This window comes from Chitinophaga sp. (assembly GCF_039596155.1).
Taxonomy (GTDB): Bacteria; Bacteroidota; Bacteroidia; order Chitinophagales; family Chitinophagaceae; genus Chitinophaga.
Window position 1 is genome coordinate 44,929 of sequence record NZ_JBCNKF010000001.1, and the last position, 21,032, is coordinate 65,960.

Annotated in this window: 16 protein-coding genes; 11 read left to right on the forward strand and 5 right to left on the reverse strand. The window is 46.1% G+C overall.

From position 1 onward, the window contains the following. Positions 1-35 precede the first annotated feature (35 nt). Together ABDW33_RS00175 and ABDW33_RS00180 are read right to left on the reverse strand one after the other, a co-directional pair. Complete coding sequence (locus ABDW33_RS00175; protein ID WP_343688038.1) at positions 36-212, reverse strand: hypothetical protein; 177 nt, start codon at positions 210-212, stop codon at positions 36-38. Between the two features lie 27 nt (positions 213-239). After that, positions 240-692: a hypothetical protein gene (locus tag ABDW33_RS00180; RefSeq protein WP_343688039.1), complete on the reverse strand. Its 453-nt coding sequence runs from the start codon at positions 690-692 to the stop codon at positions 240-242. 165 nt (positions 693-857) lie between these two features. On the opposite strand from ABDW33_RS00180, the gene ABDW33_RS00185 reads away from it, so the two are divergent. After that, entirely contained in the window at positions 858-1,235 is a 378-nt protein-coding gene (locus tag ABDW33_RS00185; RefSeq protein WP_343688040.1) for a hypothetical protein, read from the forward strand. Then, a complete protein-coding gene (locus tag ABDW33_RS00190) occupies positions 1,232-1,612 on the forward strand; it encodes a DUF202 domain-containing protein (RefSeq protein WP_343688041.1) in 381 nt (126 codons plus the stop codon). Before ABDW33_RS00185 ends, ABDW33_RS00190 begins: the two co-directional genes overlap by 4 nt. A 60-nt stretch (positions 1,613-1,672) precedes the next feature. Here ABDW33_RS00190 and ABDW33_RS00195 read toward each other — a convergent pair whose 3' ends face one another. Continuing rightward, positions 1,673-4,105, reverse strand: a complete 2,433-nt coding sequence (locus ABDW33_RS00195) for a TonB-dependent receptor (protein WP_343688042.1) — start codon at positions 4,103-4,105, stop codon at positions 1,673-1,675. Positions 4,106-4,387: 282 nt separating this feature from the next. Here ABDW33_RS00195 and ABDW33_RS00200 point away from each other — a divergent pair, with 282 nt between their 5' ends. The 6 genes from ABDW33_RS00200 to ABDW33_RS00225 all read left to right on the forward strand — a co-directional run bounded on the left by ABDW33_RS00200 (position 4,388) and on the right by ABDW33_RS00225 (position 12,529). Further along, positions 4,388-4,777, forward strand: coding sequence for a hypothetical protein (locus ABDW33_RS00200; protein WP_343688043.1), 390 nt, complete (start codon positions 4,388-4,390; stop codon positions 4,775-4,777). Between the two features lie 112 nt (positions 4,778-4,889). Continuing rightward, complete coding sequence (locus ABDW33_RS00205; protein WP_343688044.1) at positions 4,890-5,984, forward strand: efflux RND transporter periplasmic adaptor subunit; 1,095 nt, start codon at positions 4,890-4,892, stop codon at positions 5,982-5,984. Positions 5,985-6,008: 24 nt separating this feature from the next. Continuing rightward, complete coding sequence (locus ABDW33_RS00210; protein ID WP_343688045.1) at positions 6,009-9,176, forward strand: efflux RND transporter permease subunit; 3,168 nt, start codon at positions 6,009-6,011, stop codon at positions 9,174-9,176. Beyond that, positions 9,169-10,602: a TolC family protein gene (locus ABDW33_RS00215; protein WP_343688046.1), complete on the forward strand. Its 1,434-nt coding sequence runs from the start codon at positions 9,169-9,171 to the stop codon at positions 10,600-10,602. Before ABDW33_RS00210 ends, ABDW33_RS00215 begins: the two co-directional genes overlap by 8 nt. A gap of 147 nt (positions 10,603-10,749) precedes the next feature. Then, entirely contained in the window at positions 10,750-11,721 is a 972-nt protein-coding gene (locus ABDW33_RS00220; RefSeq protein ID WP_343688047.1) for an aldo/keto reductase, read from the forward strand. A 4-nt stretch (positions 11,722-11,725) separates the two neighbouring features. Then, positions 11,726-12,529: an AraC family transcriptional regulator gene (locus ABDW33_RS00225; RefSeq protein WP_343688048.1), complete on the forward strand. Its 804-nt coding sequence runs from the start codon at positions 11,726-11,728 to the stop codon at positions 12,527-12,529. 46 nt (positions 12,530-12,575) lie between these two features. Here the strand turns inward: ABDW33_RS00225 and ABDW33_RS00230 are convergent, their stop codons facing one another. Then, complete coding sequence (locus tag ABDW33_RS00230; protein ID WP_343688049.1) at positions 12,576-13,118, reverse strand: hypothetical protein; 543 nt, start codon at positions 13,116-13,118, stop codon at positions 12,576-12,578. A 228-nt stretch (positions 13,119-13,346) separates the two neighbouring features. Here ABDW33_RS00230 and ABDW33_RS00235 point away from each other — a divergent pair, with 228 nt between their 5' ends. Both ABDW33_RS00235 and ABDW33_RS00240 read left to right on the forward strand, forming a co-directional pair. After that, positions 13,347-14,810, forward strand: coding sequence for a serine hydrolase (locus ABDW33_RS00235; protein WP_343688050.1), 1,464 nt, complete (start codon positions 13,347-13,349; stop codon positions 14,808-14,810). Positions 14,811-15,071: 261 nt separating this feature from the next. Beyond that, on the forward strand, positions 15,072-18,911 hold the full coding sequence (locus tag ABDW33_RS00240) for a gliding motility-associated C-terminal domain-containing protein (RefSeq protein ID WP_343688051.1): 3,840 nt from the start codon (positions 15,072-15,074) through the stop codon (positions 18,909-18,911). Between the two features lie 63 nt (positions 18,912-18,974). Here ABDW33_RS00240 and ABDW33_RS00245 read toward each other — a convergent pair whose 3' ends face one another. Continuing rightward, positions 18,975-19,307, reverse strand: coding sequence for an MGMT family protein (locus ABDW33_RS00245; protein WP_343688052.1), 333 nt, complete (start codon positions 19,305-19,307; stop codon positions 18,975-18,977). A gap of 185 nt (positions 19,308-19,492) precedes the next feature. Between ABDW33_RS00245 and ABDW33_RS00250 the strand changes: the two genes are divergently transcribed. Further along, on the forward strand, positions 19,493-20,959 hold the full coding sequence (locus ABDW33_RS00250; protein ID WP_343688053.1) for an RICIN domain-containing protein: 1,467 nt from the start codon (positions 19,493-19,495) through the stop codon (positions 20,957-20,959). Positions 20,960-21,032: the final 73 nt, after the last annotated feature.

The following is a 21,032-nucleotide window of genomic DNA, read 5'->3' on the forward strand; positions in this document are numbered from 1 at the left end:
ATGCATTGCATTCGCAAGTAATAAATAAAAATGATTTATTTAATAGGCAGTAGTTCTAACGGCACAGGATGCTTTTTCATAAACTCCTTGGCCATTTTAAATTGCTTAATAAAAAACGGGCTTTTTCTTGGATCAGGCATGTTTGATTCTTTTTTTGCAAACGAAACCGTTTTTTTCTTTTCACTCACTTTTCTGGAAAATTTAGATGCCATATTTTTCCTGTTTATACAAATTTACAATTAATTTTTAATCGCGATAAACGCATCATAGTTAACACCTGACTCAAAATTCTCCCAATTATCATTTCTATTCCCAAGGATTGTATAGTGATTTACTATTTCTGTTTTAAATGTATTTATTCCAATCTGATAAAGCCTTGTTCTTGCGGGAGTGCTTCCTTTTGCATGGATGGCCACCTTGTTGTAATTTGCTGAAAAATCCAATACTGTACCAGCTACAGTAGCCAGTACTTTATTTTTATCTTCATTGTTGGTTATTGTAAGATCACTATAACTTCTTTTTCTCTTGTTATAGTCTCCAAATGCCAGGTTGAAAAGCGGGGTACCATCCTCTAAATGACCCATTAATTCATATTGAATGATCTTTTTTATTTTCCCTTTTGGGCCAAGACTTTCAAACTCAAAATTGGCAGAAAGTTGTGTGTTTTTGTAAGGATATTTTTCAATATTCATAATCGCGAATTTAGCTCTTCCCCTAACTCACATTTTGTTCATTTCCATCCATTCTGTAGCACCCAAAATCAGGGCTGTCACTATCAAAACAACGGTCTGTATACTTATCCTTTAAAACTGTGAGTCATCTTCAGAACGTAGCACATTTTTTGTGCAAACATCCCCATGAACCAAAAACTCTACCTCGTCCTCGCCTACCATGTCATTCTCTTCCTCGAATCCATGGTACTCGTTACGGCAATAGAAGGTTATAACTCTCCTTTATTCCACACCGTCCTATATTTCAACCTTCTCTACCTGCCCATTGGTGGCATCCTGAACTACGCCGCGTGGTGCTTACTCCAATCCTTCCTTAAACACAATAAAGTCCTCCTGCAAGGCCTCCATATCATTGCGGTCTTATTATTGCTAAACATCATTGTGTACTTTACTGAACACGACTGGCTCTTTCACGATAAATGGACAGCTTTATTAGCCCACGTGCTCGTGGCAGACTGCTATATACTAGCCATCCTTTTAACCCGAAAAAAAATGCAGCAATGAGTACAGAACCGAGAAAGGGTAATACCAGCGACCATCTGGCAAATGAACGAACCCTGCTTGCCTGGGTGAGAACCGGCATCGGGATCATGGCCTTTGGATTTGTTGTCGTGAAATTTTCCCTGTTTGTAAAACAGATAAGCCTGGTTCTGGGCAAACCAGCTACCATACATCAATATGGTTATTCGGCGCCCATCGGTATCTTAATGGTCGTTACCGGGGCATTAAGTCTGCTCTTATCTTTGGTTCGATATAAGAAAACAGAACAGCAGATCAATAATAACAGCTACCAGCATTCCTCCGTTTTTTTATACGCATTGGTCATCACGTTGATGATCGCCAGTATTTTCCTGATTGCTTACCTGGTAGAATCAACCTGAGTCCCCATAAAAAAAGGCCGCCTCAAAAGGCAGCCTTTCCTCTCTATATGATCTAAACACTTAAAACTTATACGATACACTCGCTGACAATCTCCTCGGCAGCTGCTTCTCTACTGTCGTCCAACCTGAGAAATACTCTTTGTTCGTGATATTGTCCAGCTTCAGCGCTATACGATATTTAGGTGCATTGTAAAACACGGTCGCATTCAGGACCACATAAGAAGGCAACGTAAACTTACCAGTCACACTATTATTCGTGATCATATTCTCACTGGCATAGTTACCACCAAAACCTGCTCCCAGTCCTTTCACACTACCCTTTACAAACGTATAACTTGCCCAGAGATTGGCCAGTGTAGCCGGACCTGCACTAACTGGTCTTCTACCCGCAACCGTTGCATCCGCCTTCACCATCTTACTGTCATTATAGCTATAACCAGCTACGATGTTCAGACCCGGTACCGGGTTAGCTGCCAGTTCCAGTTCCACACCCTTACTGGTCTGTGTACCATCCTGGTAAGTTACATTATACGCTGTATCACCCATTGCTACTGTCTTCTGCAAACTCATATTGCTTACCTGGATATCGTAGTAGCTGGCAGTGAAACCCAGCTTGTGATCCAATACATCCAGTTTCACACCACCTTCCCACTGATTCGCCTGCTGTGGCTTCAGCACATCTGAGTAACCCGGTACCCCATTGTTATTCACAGGAGATACGTTTTTGAAACCATTCATATAGTTACCAAACACACTCACCTGATCCTTCACCACCTGGTACACAAGACCAAATTTAGGTGATACCGATGTCTGACCATATGCACCTGTTGTAGCACCGGTTAAGTAGTTGGTACTTCCTTTACTCTCAAAACGGTCTACACGTACACTTGCCATTACCAGCAATGCATCGGTGATGTTGAATACATCAGACACATAAGCACTGTATACCTGTGCACTGTTACCATTCTTTGCACCGGTCGCACCTGCAAGTTTAGCATCTACTGAAGCCCTGCTCAATGTGCCATAACTGGCATCTTTAGGATTGGTCACATCTACAATATCAAATCTTGGTGATGCACTGTTATTATTGGTAGTACTCTGATCATTGAAGTCCAGGCCCAGTACTACGCGATTGCGCAGGCCACCGATCCTGAAATCACCGATAAAGTTCTGTTGAATATCTGTCGTAGTTGTAATAGAATTCTGTAAGTAAGCATAACGGCTGGCGAGTGAATCACTTGGCTTTACGGGACCTGCATCCAGGAACATGACGTAAGAATAATAACCATCGCTCTTACGTGAACTTCTCGAGAGGTTAGTCTGTGAAGTCCATTTATCAGAGAGCTTATAATTGGCCTGACCATAGAAGTTTACAGTAGGGTTCTTATAAGTCAGGTCATTGGAAGTATAGGATTTATTCCAGTTCATATGGAGCTGATCCGGCGTATGCGCAATCAATGCACGGCTACGGTTCAGGAACAGCATCATGGTATTGGTCGATTCACTATTGTAAATCTCTGCATTGATCAGGAAAGACAAGCGGTCATTCGCTTTAAACGCCAGGCTGGGTGCAATAAAGAATGACTTCCTGAACCCGGCATCCTGGAATGAATTTTCTGTATGATAAGCTGCATTCACGCGCAGGATCGCCGATTTATCCTCATTCAGGGGCGCATTTACATCAGCAGTAAAACGGCTCAGGCCATAACCACCAATCGTATAACCTACCTCACCACCAAAATGATCGTAAGGACGCTTCGTCACAATATTTAATAAACCCCCGAATGAAATATAACTGCTGCCAAACAAGGTGCCACTGGGCCCCTTGATCACTTCGATCCGCTCCACATTTGCAGGATCAATGCCCCCGTTGGTCAGTCCCGGTACACCATTGATCATGGTCGGCTGTACAGAGAAGCCCCTGATCGTGAAGTAACCCGCACCATCGTTCGGGCGACCGGTAGATGACCATAACTTTGTGATACCCGGTGTATTTTTCAACGCATCGTCGAAGTTGGTGACTACCTGCTCTTTCAGTAATTCCTTTGAAATAGAACTGTATACCTGCGGATTTTCGAGGTTCTTAATAGGCAAACGTGCTACCTGCTCTGATTCTTTCTTCCCGAACTTCGCACGCCCCGTAGCAATTTCTACCTCCTGCAGCTGGGTGTCAGAAACTTCCAGCACCAGGCTTACCTGTGCAGTATGATCTTCCGAAACAGTCACTGTCTCCTCCCGGGTACCATAACCTACCAGCCTCACCTGTAAAGTATAAGTGCCTGGTTTTACGTGGTTAATGACAAAAGTACCGTCATCTTCAGTAAGTGCAGATTTCCGGGTGCCTTTCAACATCACCGTTACCAGGCCAGCTGGTTTACCATCTGTAGTCGTAATTTTCCCCTTAATGGTACCGTTTCCATCTAAATCATTGGCTGACAAAACGCCGGAACATAATAACAAGAACGTCGAAATAAGTAATAGAATGGATCTCATCGCTGTATAAGTTTGCGCCGCAAAGTTGAAACTTATCAAGGCGAGGTGTTTTAACATTCGGGAATAATGTTTACGCTATCGGGAAAAAATCCCTGGAAACCAGTCCAGAATTTAAAGAAGGAGAAATCTCTGGCCCTGTTTAAAATCTTTTAAGGACTTTTTAATAATCACCGTGTAACCACCTACGGTACTGTATTCCCCTGGAAAAAATCGCATTTCTCATTTACCGCTCATCCCAGCCAGCTTTGTATGTATAATATAACTTATCTATTTTGCGTCCGGATGAAAAAGCTAATAAGAATTTTCCTCTCACTCTGTATCCTGATTCTAACCGGGTATAGTCACCTGAAGGCCACCACACCACGGGACCATGTCTCCACGGCGGCCGCCAGGATGCTTATGCTTATGGATCAGGAAGACAATGTGTTGAACATCCGCAATCATCCACGCAGCTTCCAGCGGTTGAATTTAAAATTTACCGAAACTAACAACGAAGATGATACCGATGAGATGACAGGGTACAAAAAGCACCTCTCCACCGGTAATAACTTTACCACTGTTTTTTCCCCGCCCGCTCTCATTTACCACAATTCTTATACACTTTCCAGCTCATATCCTGCAAATAGTCATGCCCAATGTCTTTACATAAGACACGGTGTACTACGTATCTGATATATTTTTTCCAACCAGTGTTTTTTTACTGCTTAAAACTTCCACGTCCACAGGATACGGAAGTTTATTGTCATTCGCACACCACTTAAAAAAATAGAATCGCATCCTTATTATGAAGAGAACGTCAATGCTCGTCGTGGGCTTGTATGCACTGTTGTGCTTTGCAAGCTGTAAATCATCCAAAAAAGAGGAAGAAAAGGAAGGGGAAATCAAGTACCTCGTAACCACTCCTGTTAAAATGGACACCTCTGTTACCAGGGAATATGTATCCCAGATACGTTCTTTCCGTAACATCGAACTCAGGGCACAGGAAAAAGGCTACCTGCAAAACATCTATGTAGATGAAGGTCAGTTTGTAAAAGAAGGTCAGCTCCTGTTCAAAATTATGCCTAAGGTGTATGAAGCAGAACTCGAGAAGGCGCAGGCAGAGGCACAGGCAGCGGAAATAGAACTGCAGAATACCAAATCCCTTGCTGACAAAAATGTCGTTTCAAAAAATGAACTGGCAATGGCACAGGCTAATCTTGCCAAAGCCAAAGCAGAACTGTCCCTGGCTAAGGTACACCTGGCATTCACCGACATCAAAGCTCCTTTTGATGGTATCATCGACCGCCTGCCACTGAAATTAGGTAGCCTCGTAGATGAGGGTGAGCTGCTGACCAGTCTCTCCGACAACCGCCAGATGTACGTTTACTTCAACGTATCTGAACCCGAGTACCTGAATTATGAAGAAGGGTTAAAAGAGAAAAAAGGTAAGGTGCCTGTTAACCTGCTCATGGCTAACAGCGAAGTGTTCAAACATACCGGGAATGTAGAAACAATCGAGAGTGAGTTCAACAACGAAACCGGTAACATCGCTTTCCGTGCCACTTTCCCCAATCCTGAAGGCCTGCTCAGACACGGAGAAACCGGTAAAGTCCAGATGGTAGTACCCCTGAAAAATGCCCTTGTGATTCCGCAGAAGGCAACTTTCGAAATCCAGGACAAGCACTACGTGTTCATCGTAGGCAAGGATAACAAAGTAAAGTCACAGGAAATCACCGTGGCTGCCGAAATGCCTGACCTGTTTGTAGTAGGAGACGGACTGTCCGAAACTGACAAAATACTGCTCGAAGGTGTGCAGAAGGTGAGAGACAATGATAAGATCACCTACGAGTTTGAGGAACCAGCTAAAGTAATCTCGCATCTGAGACTGAAGGCTGAATAGTCTAAGTATCCAAAAAGTATTTAAATGTTCAGTAATATTCTAAAAAGGCCTGTCCTTTCAATAATTATATCCGTCCTGATCCTCTTCTTAGGGGTATTAGGTATGACCCAGCTGCCCATTACGCAGTTCCCCGCTATCTCGCCTGTTACAGTAAAAGTATCTGCCGAGTACCCGGGTGCGAATGGTGAGCTGCTGGTAAAAACTGTTATCATTCCGCTGGAAAGAGCGATCAATGGTGTGCCGGGCATGAAGTATATGACTTCTGATGCAACCAACACCGGTGAGGCAAACATCCAGGTTATCTTCGACCTGGGTACCGATCCAAACACCGCATCACTCAACGTACAGAACCGTATTGCCAAGGTGTTGAACAAACTTCCACCCCTGGTAATCCGTGAAGGTCTGCTCACCTCCCTCGAGCAGCCTGCGATGTTGATGTACCTGAACCTGTATTCAAAAGATCCAAAGACGGATGAAAGGTTCCTGTACAACTTTGCCGATATCAATATCATGCCTGAGTTGACCCGTCTGCAGGGCGTGGGTAGTGCCCGTATCCTGGGTACACGTGAATACTCTATGCGTATCTGGCTGAAGCCAGACCGTATGCTGGCATACAAGATCTCTTCTGAAGAAGTACTGAAAGCACTGGGCAACCAGTCTCTCGAAGCATCTCCGGGTAAGACCGGTGAGAGCTCCGGTAAAAGATCCCAGGCATTTGAGTATGTAATGAAATACTCCGGTCGTTTCAGCACCAAAGAAGAATATGAACAAATCGTACTGCGCGCCAATCCAAATGGTGAGTTGCTGCGCCTGAAAGATGTAGCAGATATAGAATTCGGTAGCTTGTTCTACGATATCTATTCTAACCTGAACGGCAGACCATCTGCTGCGATCGTTGTAAAACAGCTGTATGGTAGTAATGCGAGCAAGGTGATTGAAGAGGTGAAAGAGAAACTGAAGGAACTGAAGAAAACCACCTTCCCTCCGGGTATGGATTACGCCATCAGTTATGACGTATCTAAATTTCTCGATGCCTCTATCGAAAAAGTAATCCACACACTGGTCGAAGCATTCGTACTGGTAGGTATCGTGGTATTCCTCTTCCTGGGTGACTGGCGTTCTACATTGATCCCTGCATTAGCAGTACCGGTATCGCTGGTGGGTACCTTCATCTTCATGGGCATGTTTGGGCTGACGATGAACATGATCACACTCTTTGCATTGGTACTGGCTATCGGTATCGTGGTGGACAATGCGATCGTGGTAATGGAAGCCGTGCACGCCAAGATGGAAGAAGATCACCTTTCCCCATATATGGCGACTAAAAAGGTCGTACATGAAATAGCCGGTGCCGTTATTGCCATCACCTTCCTGATGGTGGCGGTGTTTGTACCAGTGGCGTTCATGACAGGTCCGGTGGGTGTGTTCTACAGGCAGTTTGCTATCACAATGGCAGTGTCCATCGTACTCTCCGGTGTGGTAGCATTGACCCTCACACCTGCATTGTGTGCGATGTTGCTGAAGAACAATCACGGGCAGCCAAAGAAGAAAACATGGCTGAACAGGGGATTGGATGCCTTCAACAGGAGCTTTGAAAAACTCACAGGCAGATATACCGGTTTACTGAGGAAAATCGTGAATGTGAGAACCGTGACCTGGGGTATGCTGATTGCATTCTGCGTGGGTACCTGGGCTATCAGCTCTACATTGCCTACCGGTTTCATTCCTGCGGAAGACCAGGGTATGATCTACGGTATCATCCAGGCTCCTCCGGGTTCCTCACTGGAAAGAACAAATGAAATCGCAGAACGCTTACAGAAGATCGCTGAAAAAATCGATGGTATCAGCTCCGTATCTGCACTGGCAGGTTATGAGATCCTGACGGAAGGTACAGGGTCCAACGCAGGTACCTGTCTGATCAACCTGAAAGACTGGACAGAACGTAAGCAATCAGCAGAAGAGATCATCCGTGAACTGGAAGAAAAAGCCAAGGATATTCCGGGTGCTACTATCGAGTTCTTCCAGCCACCAGCCGTACCGGGTTATGGTGCTGCGGGCGGTTTGGACTTACGCCTGCTGGATAAAACAGGTACTGCTGATTATAAGAAGTTTGAGAAGGTCAACAAGGACTTTGTAGATGCGTTGATGAAACGTAAGGAACTGACTTCCATCTTCTCTTTCTACAGTGCATCTTATCCACAGTACATGCTGAAGATAGATAATGACGTAGCTCAACAGAAAGGTGTGACCATCGAAAATGCGATGAACACTATCTCCACACTGGTAGGTAGTAACTACGAAACCAGCTTTATCCGCTACGGTCGTTTGTACAAAGTGATGGTACAGGCAGCGCCGCAATACAGAGCATTACCCGAGGATATCCTGAAGTTGTATGTGAAGAATGACAAGGAAGAAATGGTACCAATGTCAGCATTCATGCGGATGGATAAGTTCTATGGATTGAATGAGATCACCCGTTACAATATGTTTACCTCTTCTGCAATCAAGGGTGCACCGGCACCGGGTTACTCCAGTGGTGACGCCATCAAGGCTATCCAGGAAGTAGCAGAGCAGACCTTACCCAAAGGTTATGGTATTGACTGGGGGGGTATGACGAAAGATGAGGTAGGCCGTGGTAACGAAGCTGCTATCATCTTCCTGATCTGTCTTGTATTCGTATACATGGTACTGGCTGCACAATATGAAAGTTTCATGTTGCCATTTGCGGTGATCCTGTCTCTGCCTGCGGGTGTGTTTGGTTCCTTCCTGCTGGTGAAGCTGATGGGCCTTGAAAACAACATCTATGCACAGGTAGGTCTGGTGATGCTGATCGGTCTGTTGGGTAAGAACGCCGTCCTGATTGTGGAATTTGCTGTACAGCGCCATCGTTCCGGTGATACGGTATTGAATGCCGCGATCGAAGGTGCAAGAACGCGTTTCCGTCCGATCCTGATGACCTCCTTCGCATTCATTGCGGGTCTCATTCCGCTGGTGTATGCTACGGGGCCGGGTGCGATCGGTAACCGTACCATCGGTACTGCTGCTGCAGGTGGTATGTTGTTCGGTACTGTATTCGGTGTGATCGTAGTACCAGGCCTGTACTGGATCTTCGGCAAGATTGCAGAGAAACGGAAGCTGTTGAAGAATGAAGAAGAGAATCCATTAACTGAAGAATTAGATCATAATGTTTAAGAACAAGATATATCATTGCTTAGGGATCGCCTGTCTCTCGCTGACGTATTCAGCGTGTAAAATCCCGGCTATTGTCGACAAACAAGAAAACAAAAATCTTCCTGCGAGTTTTATTAACTCGCAGGATTCTACCAACACCGGGAAGATTCAGTGGAAACAGTATTTTACAGATCCTTACCTGGCAGCGCTGATTGATACTGCACTGCAGAATAACCAGGAACTGAACATCACCCTGCAGGAAATCGAGATCGCGAACAATGAAGTGAGAGCCGCCAAAGGAGAGTACCTGCCGTCAGTAGGTGTGAAAGTAGGAGCAGATGTGGATAAAGTAGGCAGGTATACGAATATCGGTGCCATGGAAGAACATACCGAGATCCGCGAGGGACATTCAATGCCTGACCCGGTGCCTAACTTCCTGTTAGGACTGTATGCGAACTGGGAAGTGGATATCTGGCACAAGTTGCATAACCAGAAGAAAGCAGCAGTCGCCCGTTACCTGGCAAGTGTGGAAGGAAAGAATTTTGTAGTGACCAGCCTGATCGCTGAGATCGCGAATTCTTATTATGAGTTGCTGGCATTGGATAACCAGCTGGAGATTGTGCAAAAGAATATCGAAATTCAGACGAATGCACTGGAAATTGTAAAACTGCAGAAAGAAGCGGCCAAAACAACAGAACTGGCCGTACGTAAATTTGAGGCAGAGGTGTTGAATACGCGGAGTTTACAGTACGACATCAGGCAGCAGATCACAGAGACGGAGAATAAGATCAACTTCCTGTTAGGTCGCTATCCACAGCCGATCGCCAGAAATACACAAGGCTTCGATGTGCAGGTGCCTGCTATCGTGCATGCGGGTATTCCGGCAGACCTGTTGTCTAATCGCCCGGATATCAGGAAAGCAGAGTTGGAACTGGCAGCAGCAAGACTGGATATCAAAGTGGCAAAGGCAAGGTTCTATCCTTCGCTGGGGTTAAGTGGTGGCGTTGGTTATGAGGCTTATAGCCCACGTTACCTGTTTTCAACACCTGCTTCGCTGATGTATTCACTGGCAGGTGATCTTGTGGCGCCTCTGGTGAACAGGAATGCCATAAAGGCTTCTTATTTAACAGCAAGCAGCAAGCAGATACAGGCAGTGTACAATTATCAGAAAACAGTGCTGAATGCTTACAGGGAAGTCACGAACCAGTTGTCGAAGATTGGTAACCTGGAGAAGAGTTATGAGTTAAAATCAAAAGAGGTGGATGCGCTGACACAGAGCATAGATATTTCTAATGACCTGTTTAAGTCGTCCAGGGCAGAATATTTGGAAGTTTTAATGACACAGCGCGATGCGTTGGAGTCAAAGTTTGAGCTGATCGAAACGAAGAAGCAACAGATGAATGCTGTGGTGAATATTTACCAGGCATTAGGAGGTGGATGGAATTGATCGCGGTTTTAATTTTTACGAGGTGAAGGCCGGGGAATTTATTCTCCGGCTTTTTTGTTTATTAGCCCACCATCCCTGAACCACCCGCGCATTATATTTGAACCGTACACGAAACCACCGGTATCTCTTAATCCTGAACTTTGTATCATGAAAAATATCACAAAAGTTCAGTTAGGGCAAAACGGCCCACTCGTATCCAACATCGGTTTAGGCTGTATGCGCATGTCCGCTATCTGGGGCGGTACTACACCCGATGAAACCGAAAGCATTGCTACCATACAGGCAGCGCTGGGCAGCGGTATCAACTTTTTAAATACCGGTGACTTCTACGGTGCCGGTCATAATGAACTGCTCATAGGAAAGGCTATCAAAGGAAGGCGTAACGACGCTTTCATCAGTGTTAAATTCGGCGCCATCTTTCACAATGGCCATCCGCTTGGAATGGACCTGCGCCCCATCGCCATCAAAAATTTTATTAACTACTCCCTGACCCGCCTGGGGGTGGAAACGATTGACCTCTATCAGCCCAGCAGGATGGATGGCAGTGTACCCGTGGAAGATATCATCGGCACCGTAGCTGACCTGGTCAAAGAAGGGAAAGTACGCTACATAGGCGTATCTGAGATTACTGCGAACCAACTTCGCCAGGCCAATGCTGTCTACCCGATCAGCGCACTGGAAATTGGCTATTCGCTGGCCGATCGGCAGATTGAAAGTGAATTACTGCCAGTAGCAAAAGAACTTGGAATTGCGGTAGTAGCGTTTGCCAACACGGCCGAAGGATTGTTGACCGGCGAAATGAAAGCACCACTTGCGGCTAACGATTACCGTAATTATTTCCCCCGTTTTCAGGGTGACAACTTCATTCATAACCTGGAGAAAGTAGCCGTATTAAAGCAATTAGCCCGCGACAAAAATTGTACACCCACGCAGATCGCCATCGCCTGGGTGAAAGAGCAGGGCGATTATATCATACCATTAGTAAGCATGGGCCGCAGGTCACGCCTGCCGGAAAATATCGCAGCCATGGACATTGAATTTACCGCCGAAGAAATGAACACATTAAACACTACCTTCGCAGTAGGTGCAATACGCGGTGGTACCTATCTTCAACGTTAAACTAATGACCAGTCCGGAAGAAATCATCCCAGGTGTAATCTTTTACAATTACTACTCAGTTGAGCGGACAGAGAAGGTGTGCTTCTGGAAGGACCATACGTTGATCCTACAGGTCGCAGGAGAGTTGTGCCTGGAAAGTGCCGGGCAAAAGATCTCAATGGGCGCAGGAGAAATGCTGCTGATTAGAAAAAACCAGGTGGGTATGCTGCGTAAAACACCGCCGCCCGGCTCCCGCTATGAAACAATCGTAATATCGCTGCAGGAAGAACTGTTACGGAAGATTGCTTTGGAAGAAAAGTTGGAAGCCGTAAATAAATACGCCGGCCCGCCGAACGTTTTAATTCCATCCAACGATTTCCTGCAGGGATATTTTCAATCTGTCGTTCCATACGCCCGCAATACCGCTGCGAACATGATAGATGAACTGGGTGTATTGAAAGTAAAAGAAGGCGTTAAATTGTTACAGCTTGCCCTGCCGGGACTGAACAATTTTTTATTTGACTTTTCGGCACCTTATAAGATTGACCTGGAAAAGTTCATGGTCAGTAACTTTCATTTTAATGTTCCTGTTGAGAAGTTTGCACAGCTCACCGGGCGAAGTTTGTCAGGTTTTAAACGTGACTTCCAGAAAACATTTGGTGCACCACCACGCCATTGGCTGCTGGACAAGCGGCTGCATGCGGCTAAATATCTCATTGAAACCAGGCAACAAAAGCCGTCAACAATTTACCTGGACCTGGGTTTTAAAAGCCTGTCCCATTTCTCCCATTCATTCAGGAAGAAATTTGGTAAATCACCGATGAGCTGATGTAGCCAGTCCATAAAAGCTATCCATCATAAACTGATGTAAAAAATCATTCCAGCAGTAACTGCTTTTCACATACATTTCCCGGCAGGTCTTCCACGAACACTTTTATTTTCCCTTTTTTCGGCAGGTTGGCTGCCTGATACACCCAATCTACCCCATTCCTCGCCGGTACCGCCTTTCCGTGTTCCATCACTTTTCCCGCAGCATCCAACACCTGCACTTTCACTTCTGCCAACCGGAACTCGTTTTTCGCTGTGACCACCACCGTGTCCGCTTCCACTATCTGGATGTTCTGAATTTCGGGAGAATGAAATGCATCCTTTACCGCCATATTATAGGCATTCTGCCCCGGACCTGCTTTAGATTGATAGTAAGCCCGGATCTCCGGATCTTCAAGTATAGCTACCGCATACGCACTCGCCACCTTCATTTTCCACCTTACATCCAGCTGTTTCTGCGTAGGTTTCTTATTTGACGGCCGGCGTTTGGCAGCGATGATCACCTGCTCGTTTCGCTCGTAAATAGTGAATTGTTTGCCTATTGTGCCACGCACAAATTGAAGTAACATGTTGCCTTTTACCAGGGCCATATGCAATTATTTTGAGGTTAAAAACAATACACTGAATATACAGCTTTTATTCGAAGAGTCCGCTAAATTGACAAAATAAGATCACCATATTATCACTTCATTATCGATTGGATAATAAAGTGATAATATGGTGTGTTTATAATGCTGATAACGTGATATTTTCTTACCTTAATTGTGACGATGTTAGCACCACAAACAGGCGAGATTTTCCCCGTTATAAATTTGAGTATGAAAAGACACCTGCTAATTATTTTATTATGCGTTGCCAGCCAGACCAACGCCCAATCTATTGTATTCAAAGGCGATACTGTTTTTACCAATAAATCAAACCTGTCTGTTACGGTTACCCTCCGGCAACCTTTGATGGCATACCTGCAAGCACTGGCACCCGGTCAGGATTCCCTGGCTAAAAAAGGCAACTATCAATTCACGTTCTATGTGGATAACCACCTCGTATATCACACGGAATTATGGCCGGGATTCCCGGATCCCAACGAACAGCAATGGACCAAACCATTGATTGATTACAATCATGAAGGAACCTATTGGAGCCAGTATGCCTGGTACCGCTTCATGAACAACGGCGGGGATAGCGCGCTTACAGAAGGACCACATACGCTGAAGATTGAATTGCGTCCGTATGTAAAGACGCCGGATCTGAGAATAGGCGCGGTCATCGCCGAAGGACAGTTTCCGCTCTACGTAAAGCGTAAAGTAGCCATCAGACCTTTACCGTTGGCTAAAGTACAGCCCTATAGAGACCTGCCTGTTTCTCATGAAAAATTTGATACCAACAAGATAAAACAGCTAAAAGGTGAAATTGATGCTGGCGTATTTCGCCACATTACCAGCATTGTCGCCATCAAACACAACAAGATCCTTTTCGAAGAATATTTCGATAACAATACCCGTGATAGCCTGCATGACGTGCGTTCTGTAGGCAAGACATTTGCAGCTGCATTAACAGGATTAGCCATCCGGGATGGATACCTGCAATCGGAAGATCAGACGTTGGGCGCGTTCTATCCGCTTGCAGCGGAAAAAGCAAAGATCTCGCTGAAACAACTCCTCACCATGAGCTCCCCCTTTGATGGGGATGATGATGACGATCAGTCACCCGGGAATGAAGAAAACATGTACCCTACTCAAAACTGGGTGCAATTCACCCTGGGGCTTCCTGTAGATACGGTTAAATATCATGGCCAATGGCATTACTTTACTGCAGGCGTAATGCTGTTAGGAAGTACGCTCGACAAGATCATTCCCGGCGGATTAGAAAAATATGCAGATAGAACACTTTTTGCACCACTACACATTACCCGTTACCAATGGCAGTACACCCCACAGCATGCTCCCAGTACAGCTGGTGGTATTCGCATGAATAGCCTTGACTTTGCGAAGTTTGGCTTATGCTATGCCAACAGGCTGCTCATTCCTGCTGAATGGATTAAAAAAAGTATGTCTCATCAATTGCCCGTTACTGGCAGGAATAACGAATATTATGGCTACCTGCTCTGGAATAAAAAATACGGTCAGCATGAAACGTACTATTGCTCCGGCAATGGAGGGAATAAGATCTTTATCTTCAATGACCTGGTAATAGTGATCACGGCTACAGCGTACAACATGCCTTATGCACATGGGCAGGTTGATAAAATGATGGAGCAATACATTCTTCCGGCTATTTATTAAGCACGGTGTCGCCGGAAAAGCAAATAGTTGACCTGCGGGTTTGGCTGCCCTTCCTGAAGTGATCCGGCCGGTATTTTTATATAAAGTTGTTCCCGGTATTTTGATCGCAGGTGATTGATTTTAAAGAAGTGACGCAAGCCATCAGGTGAAGGAGAGGTAGATAAATATAAAATAATCTAAATATTATTATACTTTTGCCTGACGGGGAACACCAACATTTAAGAAGCATTACCACTACCCTGTATCTTAATCAGATAACAAATGTCCAAACTAACTAGCCTGTGCCTGTGGCTGATCATTGCATTGTTGCCTGTGCAAGCGGCATTTTCGTTCAATCGTATTTATGTCAATGTGAATAATCCAACACCTGGCGCTGGAAGTAGTTGGGCTACGGCCTATAATGACCTGGCAGCAGCATTGGCTGCCGGCAATCAGGCAGATACTTTTTGGGTGGCACAGGGTACTTACCTGCCTACTAACACGGGCAACAGGATGATTGCGTTTACGCCTAAACCCAGCCAGGTGATCTATGGAGGATTTGCGGGAACAGAAGTGTTGCTTTCACAACGAAACTGGAAAACGAATGTGACGATTTTGAGTGGCGATATCGGTACCGCCGGTATTGCGAGCGATAATTCTTACAATGTAGTTCGTATTGTCAATGCCACAATAGATGGTGTAACAATCCGGGATGGACAGGCTACTTATGGTTTTCCTTCGCTCACTGCCAATCAGTACAATACAGGTGCGGGTATTAATCTGTATGCAGATGCCACTCAACCCACGGTGGCTGCAACGATTGTCAATTGTACATTTACCAATAATTATGCAATATATGGCGCCGGTTTAGGCGTACTGGGCGTCGCTTCAGGCACCACACAACCTCACCTGGCTACGAAAGTGTCAAAATGTATTTTTGATGGGAACTCGGCCGCAACAGCAGGTGGCGCCATCTCCATTTCTTACCAGGGAGCATGCTGGGGAAATGACTATACCGACAACAGTATTTTTATCGGCAATACAACAATATCAGGACAGGGTTCAGTAATAGCCAATATACTGGATGGTAGTACCTCTATACACAGGCCCTGGATGGACAACGTGGTGTTCTGGGATAATGGGGAAAACCTGGCGTACAACTCCCTGGCGAATGGTGCAACAGGAGGCCCTTATATTGAGTTTGCAATCATCTGGCGGTTAGGTGCGAAATATAGCGCTGCTAATTTCAGCGATGCAAATATCACCTGGCATGACAGTGATATCTATGTGGATGACGCAAATTTGCCGGCAAACAACATTAACAGTGATCCGCAGTTTGTAGACGGTCCCGGACATAATTTTCATGTAGCACCCTGTTCTCCGGTCATAGACGCGACTATTTTGCCGGCTGTGGGAAGTAGTACCACCGATTATGACGGGAACCCACGTGTTGTAAAAACGGTGGATATTGGGATCTATGAATCTACAAAAACATTGTCTGTCACACCAACAGCAGCCACCCAGTATTTTTGTCAGCACATGAATGCAACGCCACTGGTAGCAACCGGCGATAATTTACTTTGGTATACCGCGGCTACTGGTGGAACCGGCTCTTCTACCGCACCCACGCCCGTGACCACGGCCACCGGGGCGACTTATTATTATGTAACACAAACAAAGGCAGGTGAGTGTGAAAGTAATCGTACATCCGTAATGGCCTATGTGCGACCACAACCAGCGGCACCGGTGGTAACGGATGTCACTTATTGCGAAAATGCAGTAGCAGCACCTTTAGGAACTACCAGCACCACTTACCTGTGGTATACCACGGCAACAGGTGGAACCGGTGATTATACCCCACCTACGCCAGTTACAACTGCTGTGGGTACAACAACTTATTATAAAGTAACAGTAAGCAGCGGATGTGAGAGTACCCGTTCTCCGCTTGTGGTAACAGTGACCGCAGGTTCCGCCGCACCAGTAGTGTCAGATGTCACGTATTGTACGGGTGCTATCGCATCACCACTGACGGCTACAGGTGTTAACCTCACATGGTATCTATATGCATCAGGTGGGAGCGGTACTACTGTAGCACCCACACCGAATACAAGTGTGAATGGCACAACTTATTACTATGTGACACAGACGGAAACAGGCAGTTGCGAGAGTGCACGTACACCTATAAAGGTGACGGTAACGAATAATCCGCCCATGCCCGTAGTGAGTGATATTGCTTATTGCGAAGGGGCTGTGGCTGCACCATTGACGGCGACAGGGACAGGGCTGATGTGGTATACATCCATTGCAGCTGCTGCCGGTACTTCTGCTGCACCTACACCATCGACAGCGGTAGTAGGTACGGTAACTTATTATGTGTCCCAGAATGTAGGTTGCGAGAGCGATCGCACACCGCTGAAGGTAACCGTCCATGCAATACCTGCCGCACCTGCGGTGACAGATGTAACCTATTGTATAGGATCTGCTGCAGCACCCCTGACTGCAACAGGTACAAACCTGACGTGGTACACAACGGCTACGGGTGGTACGGGTACTGCTACAGCACCTACGCCTTCGACAGCTACAAACGGAACAACAACTTATTATGTATCTCAATATATAGGTTGCGAAAGTGATCGGGCTGCGTTGACGGTGACTATCGGCAGCCAGGCCATGCCACCTGTTACACATGACCTGGCTTATTGCCAGCATGCAGTGCCGGCTGCATTGTCTGCATCCGGAACGAACCTCATGTGGTATACAACCGCTACGGGAGGTATAGGGACTTCAGTGGCACCTACACCATCAACCGCCGCTACAGGTACCATATCTTATTACGTAACCCAGCAGGATGCAGGTGGATGTGAGAGTGATCGTGCCACGCTGAAAGTAACGGTGAGTGCACAACCTGCACCACCTGTGGTAAGTGACCTGGAATATTGCCAGAATGAAGCAGTCCCTCAATTGACCGCTACAGGCACCTCATTGCGCTGGTATACAGCAGCAAGTGGTGGCACAGCTACTGCAACTGCGCCGATACCAGTTACATTGAATACAGGAACGACTACCTATTATGTGTCCCAGACAATAGCTTGTGAGAGTGATCGTGCAGCACTGACAGTAACAATAAAAAAGACGAATGCACCGGTAGTCGGGCCGGTGAAACTTTGCCAGTATGCAACCGCTGCCCCTTTGAGTGCAATAGGTACAAATTTATTATGGTATACAACGGCTACCGGCGGCACAGGTTCATCAACGGCACCAACACCTTCTGCCTTAGTAACGGGAACGACTACCTATTATGTGAGCCAGACCGATGTATGTGAGAGTGCAAGGGCACCGCTGACAGTGACAGTGGTCAGTAGCCCACAGGCAGATTTTACAACAGCTGGCGGATGTGCGGGTACGCCGGTGACAGTGACCCTTATACCTGATGGATCACCTACGGCTATTTATACCTGGAACTACTATAACGCGATAAATGTGACGGGGAATGATCCCGGGCCTTACGAGGTGACATGGCAGGATCCGGGTGATTACAAGGTAACATTGACGACATATGATGGCACCTGTGAAGGAAAAGTGGAAAAAGTGGTGACCATTGGATTGGCACCGGAGATAAAGGTGACGCCCACAGTGGGTGCGTATTGTATCAATGATACGGTGACCTTGCGCGCAACAGGTGCGGAAACGTACGAGTGGAGCCCGGCTACCTTATTGTCCACCAATAAAGGCGATCATGTGACGGCTACATTCAGGGGTGCAACAAGCTACACGGTAAAAGGTAAAGATGCAAATGGTTGTGTAGGGAGTGCAGCGGTGTATTTGGGCCTGAGTCCGGATTGTAAGATCTTTTATATTTTACCTACGGCATTTTCACCAAATGGTGATGGCTTGAATGATGTGTTTAGAGTAAAGACCTCAGACATACCTTTGTCATTTAGTATGCGGGTATTTAACAGGGTAGGGCAGTTGGTGTTTGAGACACATGATATCAGTGAGGGATGGAATGGCTGGCAGAAGAGTCAGCAGGCACCGGTAGGGGCGTATGTGTATATGATTAGCGCGGTGACCTCAGAAGGAAAGCATATAGAACAGCATGGAAGTGTGATGGTCACGAGATAAGGACGGCCGTTGCCTGTCAGCGACCTGCGGATCTGCTATCATCCTGCTTCTCCTGGCAGGATATCAAATATCTATTTCTTCAGATGGATCCCAGAAGATCTTTCTGAAATCCACAACTTTATCATTTTTCACTGCTACGCCTTCCTTCTCCAGCAGCTTTTTCCTGTTTGCAATACTACCAGGATCACCAGTCAGCTGTCCCTGGCTGTTTACAACTCTTTGAAAAGGAACCGCTGGTTTCTCCCCGGCTACAAACCCCATAGCCCGGCCTACCATGCGGGAAAGATTCCCTTTGCCAAGGGCCTTTGCGATGGCACCATAAGAAGTGACACGCCCTTTGGGAATGGCACGGGCGATGTCGAAGACAAGTTTGTTGAAGTCCGGATCGTTTTGCATTTTTCAAATGTAGGAAACAACCGGATAAATCACACAGTTTACAGGTACTAAAAAGAAATATGAAATATTTCTGGTATCTGATAGGACCTGTTTTCCAGGTGATACCTGGTTCCGGTTGTTCATCTGCAAATTGATTTCTCCAATCAGCTTTTTAATTGTAAATTATACAATTAATTCTCACGTTCATGAAAACCAAATTAACCCTCGTTGCGAGCGCAATGCTTGCCTTTGCCTGCAACAAAGAACAGGCAGATCTGTCATCGCTCAAACTAGACAATTCTACGGCTGTAGTAGCCGTTGCTGTCACCTCTGGCGACTTTAAAGGTGTTAACTGGGCGGATAGCAGGGACAACTTTGCCGATGACGCATTGATCCTTTCCGGCACTGTATCGACAGATACGTATGCCAGTATGCAAACAAAGGCTGACTACATTCTCAATGGCTTCATCACTGCCGGTGCAAATACGGTACGGTTGCCGGTCAATCCATCTACGGTCGTTAGTTCTTTCTGGGCCACTTACAAGGGTGCTATTGACAAAGCGACTTCTAAAAACATGAAGGTCCTGCTGGGCTATTGGGAAGGAGCTTCGTCCCGCGATGGCCTGGTTGATAACACCACTACATTCTGGCAGATGTGGGATACGATTGTGGCGAATTACAAATCCAACACACTGGTGTATTTTGAGTGTTTCAATGAACCGCACGGCTATAGTGCGACTAATTTAAAAACACTTTATAACAGCTTTGTGACCCGTTACCCCGGTGTGCCCAAAAATCGCTTCGTGCTGGATGGAGTTGGCTATTCTTCTGATGTAAACACCATTGGTGCTGATTCCCGTTTTGACAGTTGTCTCTTGTCTTTCCATGATTACACCTGGTTTGAAACCAGTAAGACGACTACTGCTGATTGGGAACAACCGGTGAAATCACTGGCTTACCCTACGCGTACAATCGTGACTGAATTCGGCACTGTGATGACGGATGGCACCAATTATACAGGTGCACCGGGTTCAAATGTGAATAACACGTACCTGCAGGGGATGACGAATTCGTTGCACGACCTGGGCGTTGGTGGTGTGTACTGGCCCGGATTGAGAACAGGGGATACTTACAGTATGTTTACTTCTACCGGGTCATCTCTGACCACCAATAATACATCTGGTCTTACTCGTTTGAAATATGCATGGGGTACAGGTTCCATCACGCCGCCCTATGCATCGTTCACAGCAGGTACTTATTACAAAGTGATCAACAGGAACAGTGGGAAGTCACTGGAAGTGTATAATCAGTCTACTGCCAATAGTGCAGCGATTGACCAGTGGGATTACTGGGGTGGAGCAAATCAGCAGTGGACGTTTAATGCACTGGCGAATAACTACCAGTCTATCATCAATAAGAACAGTTCAAAGGCACTGGATGTGAGTGGAGGTGCTACGACTGCGGGCGCGGCGGTGATTCAATATGATTATGCCGGCGGTACAAATCAACAGTGGCAGGTCATTGATATCGGTTTTGGATATTACAAGGTATTGAACAGGAATAGTGGGTTTGCGTTGGATGTGAATTCCACATCTACGGCAAATGGAGCGACCGTGATACAGTGGAACTGGAATAGTGGTACGAATCAGCAATGGCAGGTAACGGCCTTATAAAGTAATACCATCCTGCCGGTAAACAATCATATCGGCAGGATGGTAATCGACTAAACAGGACTATGTTGACAAC

Coding starts and splice junctions, on each gene's coding strand:
- ABDW33_RS00185 (WP_343688040.1), top strand. CDS start 858: ATGAACCAAAAACTCTACCTCGTCCTCGCCTACCATGTCATTCTCTTC.
- ABDW33_RS00190 (WP_343688041.1), top strand. CDS start 1,232: ATGAGTACAGAACCGAGAAAGGGTAATACCAGCGACCATCTGGCAAAT.
- ABDW33_RS00235 (WP_343688050.1), top strand. CDS start 13,347: ATGAAAAGACACCTGCTAATTATTTTATTATGCGTTGCCAGCCAGACC.
- ABDW33_RS00210 (WP_343688045.1), top strand. CDS start 6,009: ATGTTCAGTAATATTCTAAAAAGGCCTGTCCTTTCAATAATTATATCC.
- ABDW33_RS00195 (WP_343688042.1), bottom strand. CDS start 4,105: ATGAGATCCATTCTATTACTTATTTCGACGTTCTTGTTATTATGTTCC.
- ABDW33_RS00180 (WP_343688039.1), bottom strand. CDS start 692: ATGAATATTGAAAAATATCCTTACAAAAACACACAACTTTCTGCCAAT.
- ABDW33_RS00215 (WP_343688046.1), top strand. CDS start 9,169: ATGTTTAAGAACAAGATATATCATTGCTTAGGGATCGCCTGTCTCTCG.
- ABDW33_RS00225 (WP_343688048.1), top strand. CDS start 11,726: ATGACCAGTCCGGAAGAAATCATCCCAGGTGTAATCTTTTACAATTAC.
- ABDW33_RS00230 (WP_343688049.1), bottom strand. CDS start 13,118: ATGGCCCTGGTAAAAGGCAACATGTTACTTCAATTTGTGCGTGGCACA.
- ABDW33_RS00250 (WP_343688053.1), top strand. CDS start 19,493: ATGAAAACCAAATTAACCCTCGTTGCGAGCGCAATGCTTGCCTTTGCC.
- ABDW33_RS00245 (WP_343688052.1), bottom strand. CDS start 19,307: ATGCAAAACGATCCGGACTTCAACAAACTTGTCTTCGACATCGCCCGT.
- ABDW33_RS00240 (WP_343688051.1), top strand. CDS start 15,072: ATGTCCAAACTAACTAGCCTGTGCCTGTGGCTGATCATTGCATTGTTG.
- ABDW33_RS00220 (WP_343688047.1), top strand. CDS start 10,750: ATGAAAAATATCACAAAAGTTCAGTTAGGGCAAAACGGCCCACTCGTA.
- ABDW33_RS00175 (WP_343688038.1), bottom strand. CDS start 212: ATGGCATCTAAATTTTCCAGAAAAGTGAGTGAAAAGAAAAAAACGGTT.
- ABDW33_RS00205 (WP_343688044.1), top strand. CDS start 4,890: ATGAAGAGAACGTCAATGCTCGTCGTGGGCTTGTATGCACTGTTGTGC.
- ABDW33_RS00200 (WP_343688043.1), top strand. CDS start 4,388: ATGAAAAAGCTAATAAGAATTTTCCTCTCACTCTGTATCCTGATTCTA.